Consider the following 16,397-nt stretch of genomic DNA (forward strand, 5'->3'; position numbering starts at 1 on the left):
TCAGGAATTAAGGGTGATTGCCGGTTGGGAGGCTGGCTGGAGCTCAAGGCCTCCCAACCGGCCGGGGTGCGTGCAGGCGGTTACTTGCGGCTGGCCGGCATGAGGAACTTCCACGGGGTGTTCTCAAGAGATAGCGGCATGGGGACTTCGATCACGGTGGGGCGCTGGGCCTCGATGGCCTGTTCAATGGCGCGCTTCAGTTCTGCCGGAGTTTGGGCTTTGAGCCCCAGAGCACCAAATGATTCGGCGAAGGTGACGAAGTTAGGGTTGCGCAGTCCGGAGGCCGTTTCCTGACCGTAGATACGCAGTTGGTCGGCTTTGACGTTGCCGAAGGCTGCGTTGTTGAACACGATCGTGATGACGTTGAGCCCGTACTGGACTGCGGTGGCGAGTTCCTGTGCCCCGTACATGAAGCCACCATCACCGGTAACGGAGATGACCACTTTATCCCGGTTGCCGGCCTGGACCCCGAGCGCGGTCGGGAAGCCGAAGCCGAGATTGCCTTGGTAACCGCAGGTGATGAAATGCCTGGGTTCAAACATCTCCATCGCGAAAAACGAGGAGAACCCGATCTGGGAGACCTCCTCGACGAAGAACCCGTCACGCGGAAGTGCTTCGCGAATGGCGCTGAGGTAGTCCGTGTGTGGTGCAAGTCCAGCGATTTCTGTTTGTTTGGCTGCCTTCACGGCAGCGAATTCTTCGTGCCGTGATTTGCGGGCGGGCGCTGTCTCGAGGGCGTTTACGAGCTCAGCGGTTGCTTCTTTCGCGTCGGCGGTGATGCCGAGGTGTGGCTGGAGGCGGTCGTGCTGGGTGGGGTCGATGTCCAGGTTGATGTGGATGAGGTTCCCAGGCTTGTCCGGCCAGCGGAACCACATGAGTTCCTGCCGGGATCCGATGCCGAGCAAGACGTCAGTCTCACTCCAGAGTTCGAAGCCCGCGGCGCAGGTGAAGCCCAGCGGGTGGCTGTCCGGGATGATTCCCCGTCCGCCCCGGAAGGAGACGACTGGTGCTTGGAGTTGCTCGGCCAGGGCCTGGATCTCCGGCCCCGCGTGCCGGGCACCGCTGCCAACCATGATCATCGGGTTCTTGGCAGCAGCCAGGATGTCGGCTGCTTCTCGCAGAACGTGCTGATTGAGTCGCGGTGCCGGCGCCTGCCACGGCTGGTTTTCGGGCATTGCGGCCTGCTGCGTCAGGACGTCCCAGGGAACAGCGACCACGGCAGGGCCGGGCCTGCCGCTGCCTGCTTGGCGGAAGGCTTCATCGACGATGGAGGGGACCAGTGCGGGGTCCAGGACGTTTTCTGCCCACTTGGCGAAGGATTTGATGGTTGCGAGTTGGTCGGGCATCTCGTGGAGGTGGCCCATGCCGCGGCCCATGTAGTCGGTAGGGATTTCGCTAGTCAGGCACACGATCGGTGTGCTGGTTGAGAGGGCGGTCAGGATTCCGGCTCCGGCGTTCAGGATGCCGGGCCCGGGAACGACGCTGAAGACACCGGTTTTGCCCGTGGATTGGGCGTATCCGAGAGCCATGTAGGCGCACGCTTGTTCGTGGCGGGCACCGATCAGTTCGATGCTGTCTTCTTCCCTGAGGGCGTTGAACAGCTCATAGCTTTGCACCCCGGGGATGCCGAAAACGGTATTGACTCCGTGGGCGCGGAGGCCGTCGATGACGGCCTGGCCGGCGGTGCGGGTTTTGCGGGTTTCGGGTTTGGTGCAGGTGGTTGGATTGTCGAGGGTTTCGGAGGTCATGCGTTGTCTTCCTGTGGTTCGGGGATTTTGGTCGAGCGGCGGGTGATGGCGATGCCGCTGAGCGCAATGAGGGCGGTGGCTGCGAACGTCAGCAGCAGCTGGGTGCGGGTGCCGGCGTCGAGCATGGCGACGATGGTGATCAATAGCAGGAGGCCGACGGCGGTGTAGGACAGGTATGGGAACAGGGGCATCCGATACGTGGCAGGGGCGAACGGCGTTTTCCCGCGGTCCCTGCTGCGGCGGAGTTTGATCTGGGATGCGGCGATAGAGGCCCAGATGACGATGATGGTGGAACCGACTATGGCAAGCAGGGTTTCCAGGACTTTGCCGGGGAAGATCGCCTCGAGCATGGCGGCGATGAACCCGAAGGCAACGGTCCAGAGCACGGCGGGGCGGGGAACGCTGTTGGTGGCGGTTTTCTTCAGGTAAGCCGGTGCATGACGGCGCTGTGCGAGGGAGTGCAGCATGCGGGAAGCGCCATAGATATTGGCATTCAGGGCGCTGAGAAGGGCGAACACAGCGACGAGGGCCATGACTGTCCCCGCCGCGGGCAGACCAGCAACGTTCAGCAACGCGGCGAAGGGCCCTTCGGGTGCGTTGGCTGCTTCGGGGCTGAGTGCTGCAACGATGATGAAGACCGAGCCTACGTAGAAGACGCAGATCCGCCAGGCGACGGTGCGGATGGCCGTGGCAACGCTCTTTTCGGGGTCCTTGGTCTCGCCGGCGGCGATGGCTACGATTTCGGTTCCGCCGAAGGCGAAGATCACGATCAGCAGCCCTGCGCCGATTCCTGCAGCGCCCTTTGGTGCAAAGTCGCTGAAGTTGGACAATCCGGGGCTGGTGCCGTTGAGCACACCCAAGAGAAGGAGTGCTCCGACGAGGAGGAAGGCCAGGATGACTGCGACCTTGATGAAGGCGAACCAGAATTCGAACTCGCCGTACTTGGCGACAGCGAACATGTTCACTGCGGTCAGCGCGGCCATGAAGACCGTCGCGAGCAGCCAGGTGGGCGGCATGGGTGTGCCCGCAGGGGCCGATTTGAGGACGCCGGTCAGGATCGCCGCTGCGCCGCCGGCTTCAGCGGCAACGACGACAGCGAGCTGGACCCAGTAGAGCCATCCGATGGTGTAGCCAGCCACAGGGCCGAACGCCGTTTCTGCGTGGGTTGAGAAGGCGCCGCTGGCCGGGTTCGCGGCGGAGAGCTCACCGATCATCCACATGATGAGGATGACCAGGGCGCCGGCAACGATATAGGAGACCAGGATGGCAGGGCCCGCGGCGGCGACACCTTTGCCACTGCCGAGGAACAGGCCGGCGCCGATGGCGCCGCCAAGGCCCATCATGGTCAGCTGGCGTGGCTTCAGGCCACGGACTGTCCGCGTTGATGAGCCGGCGGTCTTTGCAGAGGTGGCGAATGTTGATGTTGGGGTCATTTGTGCTGTCCTACCTTTCTCCGGTGCGCTGGGTAGTGGCGGTGAAGCGGGAAAAAGCATTCTTTGCTGCTTCGAGGGCCTTCGCGTTTGCCTCGACGGTGCCGATGCTGATGCGGATGCCATCGCCGGGGTAAGCCCGGACGATGACTCCGGCGTTGGTGAAGATTTCCTCCAGTTCGTGGGTGGCTTCCCCAGTGCGGAGCCACAGGAAGTTGCCATCCGATGCGACGACGTCCCAGCCGATACGGACCAATCCGCTGTGCAGCTTTTCTCGTTCGGCAACCAAGGTAGTGATGCGGGCTTTGATCTCGTCTTCGGCGTTGAGGCTGGCCAGCGCGGCCGTCTGTGCCAGGGCGGAGACTCCGAAAGGAATGGCGACCGCACGCAGGGCGGCGGAGATGTAGTCGGGTGCGATGGCGTAGCCGATGCGCAGTCCAGCCAGGCCGTAGGCCTTCGAGAAGGTGTGCAGGACGACGACGTTCGGGTAGGTCCGAAAGAAGTCGATGCCGTGCGCTGCGGAGGGGTCGACGTTGAAGTGAACGTAGGCTTCGTCGATAACCACCAGCACATCCTGTGGAATTGACTCCATGAACGTGTGCAGTTCCCCGGCCGTGACAGAGGTTCCGGTCGGGTTGTTCGGCGTACACACGAAAATCAGCCGGGTTCTGTGGGTGACCGCTGCGGACATCGCGGGTAAGTCGTGGCGTTCGTCCGTGGTCAGCGGCACATGGACCGCGGTCGCGCCTGCCAGTGCCGTCAGCATGGGGTACGCCTCAAAGGAGCGCCACGCAAAGATCACCTCGTCGCCTTCGCCGGCGACGGCCCGGATGATCTGGGAGGCGACTTCCACGGAACCTGCACCGAAACTGACAGAGCCCGCCGGAACATCCCAGCGCTTGGCCACAGCTTCGGTAATCGCGGCACAGGCCATGTCCGGGTAGACATTGATGCCGGCAGCGGATTTCTCCACGGTTTCCCGCACCGAAGGAAGCGGTGGATAGGGGTTCTCATTCGATGACAGCTTGTACTGAACGACGTCGGAGACAGCCGGGAATCTGCCGGGCTTGTAGGCGGGAAGGACACGTAGCGCGGAGCGCAGTTGCACGCGTTCCGCAGTAGATGATGGGGGCAAAACGTTTTCCATGAGAGGTGATCTCCTTCACGAAGAGCAGTGGGATGACTCACGTTCGCAGGGAAGGGCAAGCCTGACAACTGGTCAATCCCAAACTATCCGTTATGTATAAATCTCCCTTCAGATGCCCAAAAAGGACTTACACTTTGTAAGTCATAAAGTGTGAACGGGCAGGAGCCAACGATGAAGATCGACGAACTGGACGCGAAGATCGTGGAGCTCTTTACCGCCGACGCGGACATCGGCGTCCTGGCCGCTTCCAGAAAGTTGGGCGTCGCCCGCCCCACCGTCCAGGCCCGGCTGGACAAGCTGAAAAAGACAGGCGTCATTCAGCAGATCGCCCCGATCCTGAACCCCGCCAAATTCGGGTTCCCCGTCATGGCGTTCGTCTCGGTGGAGATCTCTCAAAACGTCGGTCACGTCTCCGTCGGCGCCGCACTGGAAGTCATCCCCGAGATCGTGGAAATGTACACCGTCTCAGGCGACCAGGACGTCCTCATCCGCATCGTCGCCGAATCAAACGACGACCTGCAACGTGTCCTGGATTCCATCTCCCGCACCGGAGCAGTCACCAGGACCCGCAGTGCGATCGTCCTGCAGACCCACTTCCAAAACAGGGTCCTGCCGCTGTTCAACGTGGTCGGCCGGAAGAGGGTCGAGGCCTTGGAACGCTGATTGTCGCCATTCCCGGAAATCCTCCAACAGGCGCGAAAACGCCAGCCCCGGGCACGCGCTAGAGTTAACAGGCACGTCATTCACCCTAAGGAGGGCCGTTGGGACTCTTGGAAACCATCAAGGATCCACAGGACCTGGCCAAACTATCCGGCCAAGAGCTGGAACAGCTGGCCGGCGAGATCAGGAACTTCCTGATTACCAACGTAGCCGCTACGGGTGGACACCTGGGTCCCAACCTCGGCGTCGTCGAGCTCACGCTTGCTGTGCATCGCATCTTCGAGTCTCCCCGGGACAGCATTGTCTTTGATACCGGGCACCAGTCCTATGTCCACAAGCTCCTCACGGGCAGGCAGGACTTCAGTACGCTCCGGCAGCAGGGCGGCCTCTCCGGTTACCCCGACCGCGCAGAATCCGAGCATGACATCGTGGAAAGCTCCCACGCTTCCTCGTCTTTGTCCTGGGCGGACGGCATTTCCCGCGCCCGGCAGCTGACCGGCGAAGGCGACCGGTTCGTCGTCGCGGTTGTAGGTGATGGTGCCCTCACTGGTGGCATGACCTGGGAAGCCATCAATAACATTGCGGCTGATAAGCGGCGCCGCGTGGTGATTGTGGTCAACGACAACGGCCGCTCCTATGCACCCACTGTGGGCGGTTTTGCCGACTACCTGGCGTCGCTGCGCCCCACCATCGACACCTTGCGGACGACGCCGGCCTATGAGCGGATGCTTGACTGGTGGAAGAAGAAGCTCCAGAACGGTGGTCCCGTAGGTCAGTTCACCTACAAGAGCCTGCACGCCATGAAGAAGGGCATCAAGGACTGGTGGGCGCCCCAGGGAATGTTTGAAGATCTGGGCATGAAGTACATCGGTCCGGTGGACGGACACAACCTCCAGGCCATGGAACACGCCCTCACTACGGCCAAGGCCTACGGTGGCCCGGTGATCGTGCATGCGATGACCGAAAAAGGCCATGGATATGCTCCGGCCCTTGCCAACGAGGCCGATCAATTCCACGCCGTAGGAATCATCGATCCAGAGACGGGTGAGCCGACCGAAAGGCCCGGCGCCAGGTCCTGGACCTCGGTCTTCGCCGAGGAAATCGCCGACATCGCTGATGAGCGTCCCGACATTGTCGGTATCACAGGGGCGATGCTGATACCTGTCGGTCTGCACAAGTTCGCGGAGCGCCATCCTGAACGCGTTATCGACGTCGGTATCGCCGAACAGCATGCACTCACGTCTGCTGCGGGGATGGCTTACGGTGGCCTGCACCCGGTGGTGGCGGTTTATGCAACCTTCCTGAACCGTGCCTTCGATCAGTTGCTGATGGATGTCGCACTCCACAAGGCAGGGGTCACGATTGTCCTGGACCGTGCAGGTGTTACAGGGCCGGACGGTCCCAGTCATCACGGGATGTGGGACATGGCGATGGTCCAGATTGTTCCCGGACTCCATTTGGCGGCCCCGCGCGACGCCACCCGGCTCCGGGAAGAACTGCGCGAGGCGGTCGCCATCAATGACGCCCCCACAGTGGTGCGGTTTTCCAAGGGCAGCGTTGGCTCTGAAGTGGAGGCCATTGAGCGGCTCCATGACGGCGTGGATATCCTGGCACGCCGTCCCGAGGGTTCCACCGAAAACGATGTCCTCATCATCAGCGTTGGCGCCATGTCCGAGCTCGCCCTGGATGTCTCCGGCCGTCTTGGCGCCCAGGGAATCAGCTCCACAGTGGTTGACCCCCGTTGGCTCCTGCCCGTCCGCAAATCGATCATCGCCCTTGCCGCCCGGCATCGCCTGGTCATCTGCATCGAAGACGGCGTCCGTGCAGGCGGCGTGGGTTCGCGCATCCGCCAGGAAATGCGCGCAGCCGGCGTTGACACGGCTTTGAACGAGGTTGGCTTGCCTGTTGAGTTCCTGGTGCACGGATCCAGGAGCCAGGTCCTGGAGCGCGTCGGACTGACGGCCCAGAAGATAGCCCACGACGTCGTAGCCCAGGTCCTGGGTACAAAGGTCCCCTTTGCACGGCCCCTGCCAGGTCAGGAACACCCCACCACCGGCAGTCTGCCCAAGCTGTGAGCTCCGATCGCGAGCCGGGCTCACTGCAGCCCGGCGACCTCGTGGTGGCGAGAAACAGGAAGTGGAATGGCAAGGCACACTGGGTTGTGCCGGGCCGCTACCTGGGTGAGGACATCCACGGGTGGTGGATTTTCCAAGGCGCGGGGGAGTTCTGTTCGCGTCCCGGTGCTGCCTTCTATACAGCCTCGGATGCGGTCCTGCTGGTACCGCGGACCGGCGAATTCGTAGCCACTTTCTATGACGACACGTATCCGGGTGACTTCCGGGTCTACGTAGACCTGGCAACCGGTCATGGATGGAACACCATCAAGCCGGGCGTTACCGAGTTCCACATGATTGATATGGACCTGGACGTCATCCGCTCCACCCTCCACGGTGTGTTCGTCGATGACGAGGATGAGTTTGAGGACCACAGCGTAGGCATGGGATATCCCGCAGAAACCGTGGAAACCATGCGTGCGGAGTGCGCAGCCCTTCGTGAAGCAGTGGACGCCATGAAGGCTCCATTCGACGTAGAGGGCACCAGCAACACCAGTGCAGAGTGGTTCAGGAAAGGACGGACATGAGCGGCATTATCCGGGCATACAAGCGCGACGATGAGGGAGTACTTCACTTCCGTGAAGCTTGGTACGACGAGGACGACCAGCAGTTCGTGATCAATCACGGTGTGGTGGGCCACCAAAGCAAGACGGATGAAACAGACGTCGACGACGACTCTTCCGTAGATGGTTTGATGACGGCTTTCGCTGCCCAGTGTGAGGAGGACGGATTCGCCGAGATCCCCGAGTCCGAGCAGTTTTGGGTGGTGGCACAGTTCGCCCTGAAGACCAAGGACGGCACCGAACGTGACCGTCACTTCGAGCGCAAGGCGAAGGCGGCGCTGACTGGTGAACTGGCTTGGCGAGGACTGGGAATCGTGGACCGCACGGAGATCGGAAATTCGCGACTGAATGTCTTTTGCCTTTGCCCGGACGTCAACAAGGCCGTCAATGCCATCAAGATCTGCGTTCGCAATGAGGACCTGGATTTCACCAAGCTCTCCATCGCAGCGGCTCCGCACAGCGACCCCACCGCATTCCGCCTGAAGCACTCGCCCAAGCAAGGTGTGGGCTTTACCCTCTAAGTAGGATCCAACGCACTCAGGAGGGATGTTCCATGTCGTCCAAGAGCAATTGGCCCGGGCATACGCCGCTACCCAAAGGCCTTGCGGCCCCGGCAAAACGGGCGCTTGCGCATGAGGGCATCGAAACCTTGGAACAGTTGGCCGAGTATGGCAAACAAAAGGCCTCCAAGCTCCACGGCATGGGACCGGTAGCCATAGCCCAGCTCGAGGAGGCAATGGAGGAATCCGGCATCACTTTCGGCTCGCTTTAACGTCGGCCATAGCCACTGGAAGAGCGTTATAGGCTGGGTTCCATGACTGAATATCGACGCCTTGGCCACTCCGGACTGACCGTATCAGCTGTAGGGCTTGGTTGTAACAACCTGGGACGCGCCAACACTCCCACGGAGTCGCAGCAAGGCACGGATGCCGTTGTTCATGCTGCGATCGACGCCGGCGTCACCTTCTTCGACGTCGCAGATGTCTACGGCCGGGAGCCTGGCCTCAGCGAGGCCATGCTTGGCAAAGCGCTGAAGGGACATCGCGACGACGTCGTCATCGGTACCAAGTTTGGCATGGATATGCACGGGGCCAATGGCAACGACTTTGGGGCGCGTGGTTCCCGGCGCTACATTCTTAAGGCAGTGGAAGCCTCCCTACGCAGGCTGGGCACAGACTGGATCGACCTCTACCAGTTCCACACCCCGGACCCACAGACGCCCATCGAGGAAACCCTTGCAGCGTTGGATGTCCTGGTCAGCAGCGGCAAGGTCCGCTACATCGGACACTCGAACTTCGCAGGGTGGCAGATCGCAGAGGCCGAGTACGTTGGGCGGCAGTCTGGAGGGGTTCGCTTCATTTCAACCCAGAACCACTACAACCTGCTGGACCGCCGCGCGGAGCTCGAGGTTCTTCCGGCGGCAGGCGCCTTCTCGCTTGGCGTGCTTCCTTACTTCCCCCTGGCCAACGGCTTGCTCACCGGCAAGTACTCCGCCGGTCATGCCCCCGTGGGCTCGCGCCTGAGCCACACACGGACCAATCTGGTGCATGATGCAGACTGGCAGCAGCTGGGGCGCTTTGGCCAGTTCGCCAAGGAACGGGGCATCACCGAACTTCAGCTGGCGTTCTCGTGGTTGGCAGCCCAACCCGGCGTCAGCAGTGTCATCGCTGGAGCGACGCGTCCGGAGCAGATTCGTGAGAACGCGGAAGCAGTGTGCTGGATCCCGAGCCAGGCGGAGCGCGAGGAACTGGACGAGATCTTCCCGCGTGCTCCCAAGGTTGCACTCTTCTAGATACCGTAAAAGGCTCATACATGGGGAAGGGCAGTGGCGCGGGCTTTCGCTCCGGCCGCTGCCCCTCTCTCTTGCCGCTTTAGGCTGGGGCGGAGGCGACGCCCGGTTCCAGGAACCGCTTCCCGTTGACGCGTTCAGAGGCGCCGACACGGTCCAGGTAGGGAGTGATGCCACCCAGGAACATGGGCCAGCCGGCACCCAGAATGACGCAGAGGTCGATGTCCTCTGGCCCGGCAACCACACCTTCTTCAAGCATCAGTCCGATTTCTTCGGCCAGTGCATCCTGTGTTCGCCGCAGCACTTCCTCGCGTGTGGAGGGGTTGTTACCGAAGGACATGATGGCGAGGGTCTCAGCAGGGATGACGGGCTCTCCATCGGGCCCGGGGGCCCAGAGGGACGTGACGCCGTTGTCGATGAGCTTTTGCAGGTTCTGTGAAACGGGGAAACGGTCTCCGAATGCATTATGGAGGGACTCCTGCACATGCTGTGCAACCGGTAGCCCCACCATGGCGCTCAAGGTGAAGGGAGTCATTGGCAGGCCCATGGGCCGCAAAGCGGTGTCTGCCACCTCTGCCGGGGTGCCTTCGTCGAATGCGGCGATAACTTCGCCCATGAGGCGGAGCAGGATGCGGTTCACGACGAACGCCGGCGCGTCCTTTACGAGGACGGCGGTTTTCTTGAGGCCCTTGGCGAGTTCAAAAGCCGTAGCAAGTACGGCGTCGTCAGTCTTTGGCGCCCTGACAATTTCCAGGAGAGGCATGACTGCAACAGGGTTGAAGAAATGGAAGCCCACCAGCCGCTCCGGGTAGCGGAGGTCCTCGGCCATGACGGTAACAGACAGCGAGGAAGTGTTGGTGGCGAGGATGCACTCGGGGGAGACGATCTCTTCCACTTCCGCGAAGACCTGCTTCTTGATGTTCAGTTCTTCAAACACGGCCTCGATGACGAAGTCGGCATCAGCGAAGACTTCCTTGGATACCGAACCGGTGACGAGCGCCTTGGTCCGGTTGGCGGCGTCGGCCTTGATTCGCTTCTTGGCCAGCAATTTGTCGACTTCTGCGTGGACGTACGCAACGCCCTTGTCCACCCTGGCCTGATCAATGTCGGTCATCACGACAGGCACCTTGAGTTGGCGGGCGAAAAGTAGGGCCAACTGGCTTGCCATGAGCCCCGCGCCTACCACACCCACCTTGGTGACAGGCCTGGCCAGCTTACGGTCCGGGGCACCTGCTGGCCTCTTGGAGCGCTTCTGGACGAGGTCCAGGAAGGCATACACGGTGGAGCGGAACTCGTCCGTCTGCATCAGGCCAGCAAGGGTTTCACATTCCAGTCCAGCCGACTCGCCCTGGCTCATGGTGCGGTTTGCTTCCATGATGTCCAGCACCTTGGCAGGCGCAGGCGAGGCATTGGAGGTCTTCGCCTCCACAAAGGCCCGCCCTGCGGAGACCGCTGCAGCCCAGCGGCGGGCGACGTCCTCGTCCGAGGGGTCGACGGCGTTCTTCCGCGCTGGTGTTTCTTCGCCGGCAATGACACGGGCAGCCCATGCCAGGGACTGCTCCACGAAGTCTGCCGGCTCGAAGAGGGCATCGGCAATACCGAGCTCAAATGCCTGTGGGCCGGTCAGTGTGCGGTTGTTGCTGAGCGGGTTCTCGATCATCACCTTGACGGCGTTTTCGGGTCCGATCAGGCGGGGAAGAATGTAAACGCCGCCCCAGCCCGGAACAAGGCCAATGAATGCCTCAGGCAGTGCGAGGGCGCCTGCGCCGGTGGAGACGGTCCGGTAGGTGGACTGCAGGGCGATCTCCAGGCCGCCGCCAAGGGCAAGGCCGTTGATGAAGGCGAAGCTGGGCACCCCGAGGTTGGCCAGGGTGGAGTAGACCGAGTGTCCGAGCTGGGCCATCCACAGGCCGTGATCCCGTTCTTTGAGGGTCTTCACGGCAGACAGGTCTGCGCCAGCGACCAGGAAGTATGGTTTGCCGGTCACGCCCACTCCGACTATTTCGCGCTTGGCGGCGCGGTCCTTGAGCCCTTCGAGGACTTCGCCCAATTCCACCAGCGTGTTTGGACCCAGGGTGGTGGGTTTGGAGTGGTCCAGTCCGTTGTCCAGGGTGATTAACGCAAAGGTGCCTGCACCGCCTGGAAGCTGGATGTCCTGAACGTAGGAATGCGTCACGATCTCGTCAGGAAAGAGGGAGGCGAGCTTCTGGAATTCTGTGGCGCTCATGCGGCGGCTCCTTCTGAGGTTGTCTGGCCTGAAGCCTGGACGGATGATTCGAAGTCAGCGTGGTTCGGGTTCTCCCAGATCACTGTGGCACCCATCCCCAGGCCGATGCACATGGTGGTAATCCCATAACGGACAGAGGGGTCTTCCTGGAACTGCCGGGCCAGTTGGTTCATCAGCCGAACGCCTGAGGAAGCGAGCGGATGTCCGACGGCGATCGCCCCGCCGTAGCGGTTTACCCGGGGGTCGTCATCAGCGATGCCGAAGTGGTCAAGGAAGCTCAAGACCTGCACGGCGAAGGCCTCGTTAATCTCGAATAGTCCGATGTCTTCGATGGTGAGGCCCGCGTTCTTGAGGGCCTTTTCCGTGGCTGGCACGGGGCCGATTCCCATGACTTCAGGTTCCACTCCCGCGAAGGCATAGGAAACCAAGCGCATCTTGACCGGCAGGCCCAATTCCGCAGCGGCTTCTGCCGAAGCGAGTACCGCAGCCGTCGCGCCGTCGTTCAAGCCTGCTGCGTTGCCCGCCGTAACCCGCCCATGGGCCCGGAATGGCGTTCGCAGTTCGGCGAGATCCTCTACGGTGGTTCCTGGGCGGGGCGGCTCATCCTGGGTGTGAAGTGCCCAACCCTGCCCTGGCTTCATGGTGGCGACTGGGACAAGGTCTTCCTGGATCTGCTGGCGGGAATATGCTTCGGCCAGTTTCGCCTGGGACGCGGCCGCGTATGCGTCCGTTCGGTCTTTGGTGATGGCAGGGAAGCGGTCGTGCAAATTCTCGGCCGTGTTGCCCATGTTCAGTGCTGCTGGATCCACGAGCCGCTCCGACATGAACCGCGGATTGGGATCAGCGCCGGAGCCCATGGGGTGGTTGCCCATGTGCTCCACGCCGCCGGCAATGACGACGTCGTACGCGCCGAAGCCGATGCCACTCGCCGTCGTCGTCACTGCTGTCATGGCTCCGGCGCACATGCGGTCGATTGCGAAGCCAGGCACCGTGCGGGGAAGGCCTGCCAGGAGGGCCGCCGTCCTGCCAATGGTGAGGCCTTGATCGCCCGTCTGGGTGGTCGCGGCGATGGCTACCTCGTCAATGCGGTCAGCAGGCAACGACGGATTGCGGCGCATCAGTTCCCGGATGCATTTCACGACGAGGTCATCAGCGCGCGTACCCGCATAAATGCCTTTCTCGCCGGCTTTACCGAAGGGTGTCCGCACACCATCCACGAACACGACGTCGCGGACGCTCCTCTGAGCATTGCGTGATGGACTCATGTGTTAACTCCTCGTTGAGACATGGTGCCGGATTCCGTAGGGAGGAACTCCGTTTGGCATTGATGTCAATGTTACTCGTGAGTAACTTAGCTTGCAAGGTACTGAGGATCCAGTGCGCGATGAATGCCAGGCGTGTCCCGGGACGCAGAAGGCCCGCCGCGTCGAACCGTAGTTCGCGTGACGGGCCTGTGAGCGGGGTAGTGATTCAGTCAGAATCCTTGGATTGCTGCGTTTCCTTCGGCTTGGACTCCTTGCCGGGCAATGGCTTGGGGTTCAGGCATGCCTCAGTCAGGATGGGTGCGGCGAAGGAGATTTGCCATTCCCGCGCGCCCAGGGAGCGTAGCTCATCGGCCACCGATTCCAGGGAGACGTCCGACGGCGGCCGCCACGCCACGCGCCGGAGGTAGTCCGGGGTGAGCAGGTTCTCGATAGGAAGCTTGAGTTCGTCAGCCTTTGCTTGGAGCGCAGGGCGGGCTGTGGCAAGACGTGCCGCAGCTGCCGGATCCCTGTCCGCCCATACGCGCGGCGGGGGCGGGGCGTTGGTGGCCAAGTGCAGTGGAGGCAAGTCCGTGAGCGTGCGGGCTGTCGTTATGCAGCGCAGCCATCTCGGGGCTTCGCGCTGGGCTGACCTGCCGTGGAAGCCTTTGGTAGCCAGAAGCTGGGGAACGGTGGTGGGAAGCGCCTTGGCTGCCGCGACGAGGGCGGAATCCGGGATGAGCCGCCCGGGAGCGACATCACGCTTGCGGGCAAGCTGATCACGCTCCTGCCACAGTTCCCGAACGGCGGCCAGCTGGCGGCGGTCACGGATCTGGTGCAGCCCGGATGTCTTCCGCCATGGATCCACGCGGGGCGGTGCGATACCAGCAGCAAGGATCCCTGCGAATTCCTGCTCGGCGAATTCGAGCTTGCCGTCGGCCTCCAGAAGTTCGATAAGTTCCTCGCGCAATTCAGCCAGGACTTCGACGTCGAGTGCGGCGTAGCGCAGCCAGGGTTCCGGCAACGGCCGGGTGGACCAGTCTGCCGCGGAATGTTCTTTGGCGAGACCGAATCCAAGGAGTTGTTCGATGACGGCAGCGAGCCCTACGCGGGGAAGTCCGGCGAGACGGGCCGCGAGTTCGGTATCGAAGAGTTTGTCCGGCCACATGCCCAGCTCGGAAAGGCACGGAAGGTCCTGGGTGGCTGCGTGCAGGATCCATTCGACGCCCCGCAGAGCGTCATTGACGATGTCCAGGTTGTCAAAGGGCTCGGGGTCGATCAACCAGGTGCCTGCGCCTTCGCGCCGAATTTGTACCAGGAATGCGCGTTGGCCGTAGCGGAATCCGGAAGCGCGTTCAGCATCGACGCCGGCGGGACCGGTTCCGGCCGCAATAGCTGCGGCACATCGCTCCAGGCCTGCCAAGGTATCGATGACCAGTGGCACGCCTTCGCGCGGGGTATCGAGATCGATGACTTCAGGGATGTGGCTGTCGAAGCCTTCAACTTTGATGTGGGTCGTGGGATCAGCAACCGGATCGCCGGCTGTGGTTTTATCCAGGTTTTCAGGGGTCATGGTGGCTTAAGCTTACCGAGTCCTGCTGCTGCAGGCCCTTGCGGACGAATTCAGGGCATTCAATTGAGCCTCCTGTTGGGTAGTCCAGTGACCCCAGGCGGAAGGGGCGGCAGTCCGGCGAACGTACAAACCATGTCAGACCAGGCCTCCAGATGCGCTTGGACATTGGCCGTGGCAGGGGTCCAAGAGGCGCGCAATTCGATATCTATCGTGTCGGGGCGATCGGACAGGGTACCGAAGCTCTCCGAGAGAATCCTCGTTGCGGTCCCTCCGGCAGCCCGGTACTGGGCAGCATGGTTTTCGAGGGCTTCCACCAGCCAGGTCCAGGCCACGGAACCCAGCATGGTGTCGTTTCCCATTTCGGCATCCATCTGGGCGCGGATGTAGGTGACAATCCTGAATTCGCCTTCCCAAACGGCTGATCCATCGGGATCGTACAGCAGGATGAAACGGCCCGTGGCCAGTTCCTCATCCTCTTCATCCGGAGGGCCGGCGTTCTGCTTTTCGGCGAAGGCTTTGGCTGCAGGGCCATGGACCGGTACTTGCCGGGTGGCTGCCGTGGGGCTGAAGACTTCCGCTCCAAGGGCTACCGCATATGGTGCGAGACGGGCGGGCGCGGGGATTTCGTCCAACCGCAATTCGCTGCGGCATTGTGCTTTTCGTAGCGTTCCCAAGGCGAAAAGAAATTCCGAGGGAACCTGGGCGAGGGCGTTCACCATCGCAGATTATGCGTCCGGGGCGGCGAATCCCTGTAGGCTCGCCGCCCCGGACAATTCCTTGTTCACTTGTTAGCTGGCCGCCAAATCGCTGGCCATCTCACGCTTAATGGCGGCGACGAAGGCATCAATATCTTCCTCCGTGGTATCGAAGGAACACATCCACCTGACTTCACCTCGGGCAGCGTCCCAATCGTAAAAGGCGAAGGATGAGCGCAGGCGGTCGGCGACTCCGGCCGGCAGAATCGCAAAGACGCCGTTCGACTGCGTGGCCTGGGTGGGCTCCACGCCGTCGATACCCTCGATGGCCGAGCGCAGGCGTGCTGCCATCGCGTTGGCGTGGGCAGCTGACCGCAGCCACAGGCCGTCCTCAAGCAGGGCTATGAACTGCGCAGAGATGAAGCGCATCTTCGAGGCCAGCTGCATGTTCATTTTCCGAAGGAACTTCAGGCCGTCGGCGGCTTCGGGGTTGAGGGCAACCACGACTTCACCAAAAAGCAGTCCGTTCTTGGTACCGCCGAACGACAGGACGTCCACACCGGCGTCGCGCGTAAACGTACGTAGGGGGACTCCAAGGTGAGCTGCGGCGTTTGCCAGCCGTGCTCCGTCCATGTGCAACTTCATGCCCTTGGCATGGGCGTGATCGGCGATGGCGCGCACTTCTTCGGGTGTGTAGCACGTGCCCAACTCTGTGGTCTGGGTGATGGAGACAACCAGGGGCTGGGCGCGGTGCTCATCTCCCCAGCCCCAGGCTTCGCGGTCGATCAATGCGGGCGTGAGCTTTCCGTCTTCCGTGGGTACCTGCAGGAGCTTGATACCGCCAACCCGCTCGGGCGCCCCGTTCTCGTCCATATTGATGTGCGCCGTGGAAGCGCAAATGACGGCACCCCAGCGGGGGAGGAGCGATTGCAGGGCCAGGACGTTGGCGCCTGTGCCATTGAAGACCGGGAAGGTTTCGATGCCGCTGCCGAACTGCTGTTCCAGGACCTCCTGGAGCCGGGCGGTGTAGACGTCCTCGCCGTAGGAGACCTGGTGGCCTCCGTTGGCGGTAGCCAGAGCAGACAGGACCTCGGGGTGGACTCCGGAATAATTGTCCGACGCAAAGCCTCGAACCGAGGGGTCGTGGAGTTGGCCGTGGCCGTTTGTGGCGGTGGCGCTATGGAGCGCCTCTGTTGTGCTCGTCACTGGT

Annotated in this window: 14 protein-coding genes; 6 read left to right on the forward strand and 8 right to left on the reverse strand. The window is 62.1% G+C overall.

Annotation, left to right across the window (positions count from 1 at the left end):
* Nucleotides 1-80: 80 nt before the first annotated feature.
* From KSW38_RS04235 to hisC, 3 genes are read right to left on the reverse strand one after another with little or no spacing between them, the layout of a single operon-like run.
* Complete coding sequence (locus KSW38_RS04235) at nucleotides 81-1,748, reverse strand: thiamine pyrophosphate-dependent enzyme (protein ID WP_216923095.1); 1,668 nt, start codon at nucleotides 1,746-1,748, stop codon at nucleotides 81-83.
* Nucleotides 1,745-3,181 (reverse strand): amino acid permease, encoded by a 1,437-nt coding sequence (locus KSW38_RS04240; RefSeq protein ID WP_216923097.1) that lies wholly within the window; start codon nucleotides 3,179-3,181, stop codon nucleotides 1,745-1,747. Before KSW38_RS04240 ends, KSW38_RS04235 begins: the two co-directional genes overlap by 4 nt.
* Before the next feature lie 10 nt (nucleotides 3,182-3,191).
* Nucleotides 3,192-4,325 carry a histidinol-phosphate transaminase gene (gene hisC, locus KSW38_RS04245; RefSeq protein WP_216923098.1) on the reverse strand — a complete coding sequence of 378 codons (1,134 nt, stop codon included), beginning with the start codon at nucleotides 4,323-4,325 and terminating at the stop codon, nucleotides 3,192-3,194.
* A gap of 171 nt (nucleotides 4,326-4,496) precedes the next feature.
* Here hisC and KSW38_RS04250 point away from each other — a divergent pair, with 171 nt between their 5' ends.
* From KSW38_RS04250 to KSW38_RS04275, 6 genes are all read left to right on the forward strand, one after another.
* Nucleotides 4,497-4,988: an Lrp/AsnC family transcriptional regulator gene (locus KSW38_RS04250; RefSeq protein WP_216923100.1), complete on the forward strand. Its 492-nt coding sequence runs from the start codon at nucleotides 4,497-4,499 to the stop codon at nucleotides 4,986-4,988.
* Between the two features lie 98 nt (nucleotides 4,989-5,086).
* On the forward strand, nucleotides 5,087-7,060 hold the full coding sequence (gene dxs / locus KSW38_RS04255; RefSeq protein ID WP_216923102.1) for a 1-deoxy-D-xylulose-5-phosphate synthase: 1,974 nt from the start codon (nucleotides 5,087-5,089) through the stop codon (nucleotides 7,058-7,060).
* On the forward strand, nucleotides 7,057-7,626 hold the full coding sequence (locus KSW38_RS04260; RefSeq protein ID WP_216923104.1) for a DUF402 domain-containing protein: 570 nt from the start codon (nucleotides 7,057-7,059) through the stop codon (nucleotides 7,624-7,626). Before dxs ends, KSW38_RS04260 begins: the two co-directional genes overlap by 4 nt.
* Nucleotides 7,623-8,183 (forward strand): hypothetical protein, encoded by a 561-nt coding sequence (locus tag KSW38_RS04265; protein ID WP_216923106.1) that lies wholly within the window; start codon nucleotides 7,623-7,625, stop codon nucleotides 8,181-8,183. The genes KSW38_RS04260 and KSW38_RS04265 overlap by 4 nt, the downstream gene beginning before the upstream one ends.
* Before the next feature lie 32 nt (nucleotides 8,184-8,215).
* The gene (locus KSW38_RS04270; RefSeq protein WP_216923108.1) at nucleotides 8,216-8,434 is read left to right on the forward strand and encodes a helix-hairpin-helix domain-containing protein; all 219 of its coding nucleotides are present in this window, start codon (nucleotides 8,216-8,218) and stop codon (nucleotides 8,432-8,434) included.
* Between the two features lie 42 nt (nucleotides 8,435-8,476).
* Nucleotides 8,477-9,454, forward strand: coding sequence for an aldo/keto reductase (locus KSW38_RS04275; RefSeq protein ID WP_216923110.1), 978 nt, complete (start codon nucleotides 8,477-8,479; stop codon nucleotides 9,452-9,454).
* 79 nt (nucleotides 9,455-9,533) lie between these two features.
* Here the strand turns inward: KSW38_RS04275 and KSW38_RS04280 are convergent, their stop codons facing one another.
* The 5 genes from KSW38_RS04280 to KSW38_RS04300 all read right to left on the reverse strand — a co-directional run bounded on the left by KSW38_RS04280 (nucleotide 9,534) and on the right by KSW38_RS04300 (nucleotide 16,393).
* The gene (locus tag KSW38_RS04280) at nucleotides 9,534-11,678 is read right to left on the reverse strand and encodes a 3-hydroxyacyl-CoA dehydrogenase NAD-binding domain-containing protein (RefSeq protein ID WP_216923112.1); all 2,145 of its coding nucleotides are present in this window, start codon (nucleotides 11,676-11,678) and stop codon (nucleotides 9,534-9,536) included.
* Nucleotides 11,675-12,943, reverse strand: a complete 1,269-nt coding sequence (locus tag KSW38_RS04285) for a thiolase family protein (protein WP_216923114.1) — start codon at nucleotides 12,941-12,943, stop codon at nucleotides 11,675-11,677. Before KSW38_RS04285 ends, KSW38_RS04280 begins: the two co-directional genes overlap by 4 nt.
* 205 nt (nucleotides 12,944-13,148) lie before the next feature.
* On the reverse strand, nucleotides 13,149-14,492 hold the full coding sequence (locus KSW38_RS04290; RefSeq protein WP_216923116.1) for an HRDC domain-containing protein: 1,344 nt from the start codon (nucleotides 14,490-14,492) through the stop codon (nucleotides 13,149-13,151).
* A 59-nt stretch (nucleotides 14,493-14,551) separates the two neighbouring features.
* Nucleotides 14,552-15,211, reverse strand: coding sequence for a DUF3000 domain-containing protein (locus tag KSW38_RS04295; RefSeq protein WP_216923118.1), 660 nt, complete (start codon nucleotides 15,209-15,211; stop codon nucleotides 14,552-14,554).
* A gap of 69 nt (nucleotides 15,212-15,280) precedes the next feature.
* Complete coding sequence (locus KSW38_RS04300; RefSeq protein WP_216923800.1) at nucleotides 15,281-16,393, reverse strand: threonine aldolase family protein; 1,113 nt, start codon at nucleotides 16,391-16,393, stop codon at nucleotides 15,281-15,283.
* Between the last annotated feature and the right edge of the window lie 4 nt (nucleotides 16,394-16,397).

This window comes from Paenarthrobacter aromaticivorans (genome assembly GCF_019038615.1).
Taxonomy (GTDB): Bacteria; Actinomycetota; Actinomycetes; order Actinomycetales; family Micrococcaceae; genus Arthrobacter; species Arthrobacter aromaticivorans.

What these genes read in the sequence shown, in the direction of transcription:
- KSW38_RS04235 (WP_216923095.1), bottom strand. Translation starts at nt 1,748, where the DNA reads ATGACCTCCGAAACCCTCGACAATCCAACCACCTGCACCAAACCCGAA.
- KSW38_RS04240 (WP_216923097.1), bottom strand. Translation starts at nt 3,181, where the DNA reads ATGACCCCAACATCAACATTCGCCACCTCTGCAAAGACCGCCGGCTCA.
- hisC (WP_216923098.1), bottom strand. Translation starts at nt 4,325, where the DNA reads ATGGAAAACGTTTTGCCCCCATCATCTACTGCGGAACGCGTGCAACTG.
- KSW38_RS04250 (WP_216923100.1), top strand. Translation starts at nt 4,497, where the DNA reads ATGAAGATCGACGAACTGGACGCGAAGATCGTGGAGCTCTTTACCGCC.
- KSW38_RS04265 (WP_216923106.1), top strand. Translation starts at nt 7,623, where the DNA reads ATGAGCGGCATTATCCGGGCATACAAGCGCGACGATGAGGGAGTACTT.
- KSW38_RS04270 (WP_216923108.1), top strand. Translation starts at nt 8,216, where the DNA reads ATGTCGTCCAAGAGCAATTGGCCCGGGCATACGCCGCTACCCAAAGGC.
- KSW38_RS04275 (WP_216923110.1), top strand. Translation starts at nt 8,477, where the DNA reads ATGACTGAATATCGACGCCTTGGCCACTCCGGACTGACCGTATCAGCT.
- KSW38_RS04280 (WP_216923112.1), bottom strand. Translation starts at nt 11,678, where the DNA reads ATGAGCGCCACAGAATTCCAGAAGCTCGCCTCCCTCTTTCCTGACGAG.
- KSW38_RS04285 (WP_216923114.1), bottom strand. Translation starts at nt 12,943, where the DNA reads ATGAGTCCATCACGCAATGCTCAGAGGAGCGTCCGCGACGTCGTGTTC.
- KSW38_RS04290 (WP_216923116.1), bottom strand. Translation starts at nt 14,492, where the DNA reads ATGACCCCTGAAAACCTGGATAAAACCACAGCCGGCGATCCGGTTGCT.
- KSW38_RS04295 (WP_216923118.1), bottom strand. Translation starts at nt 15,211, where the DNA reads ATGGTGAACGCCCTCGCCCAGGTTCCCTCGGAATTTCTTTTCGCCTTG.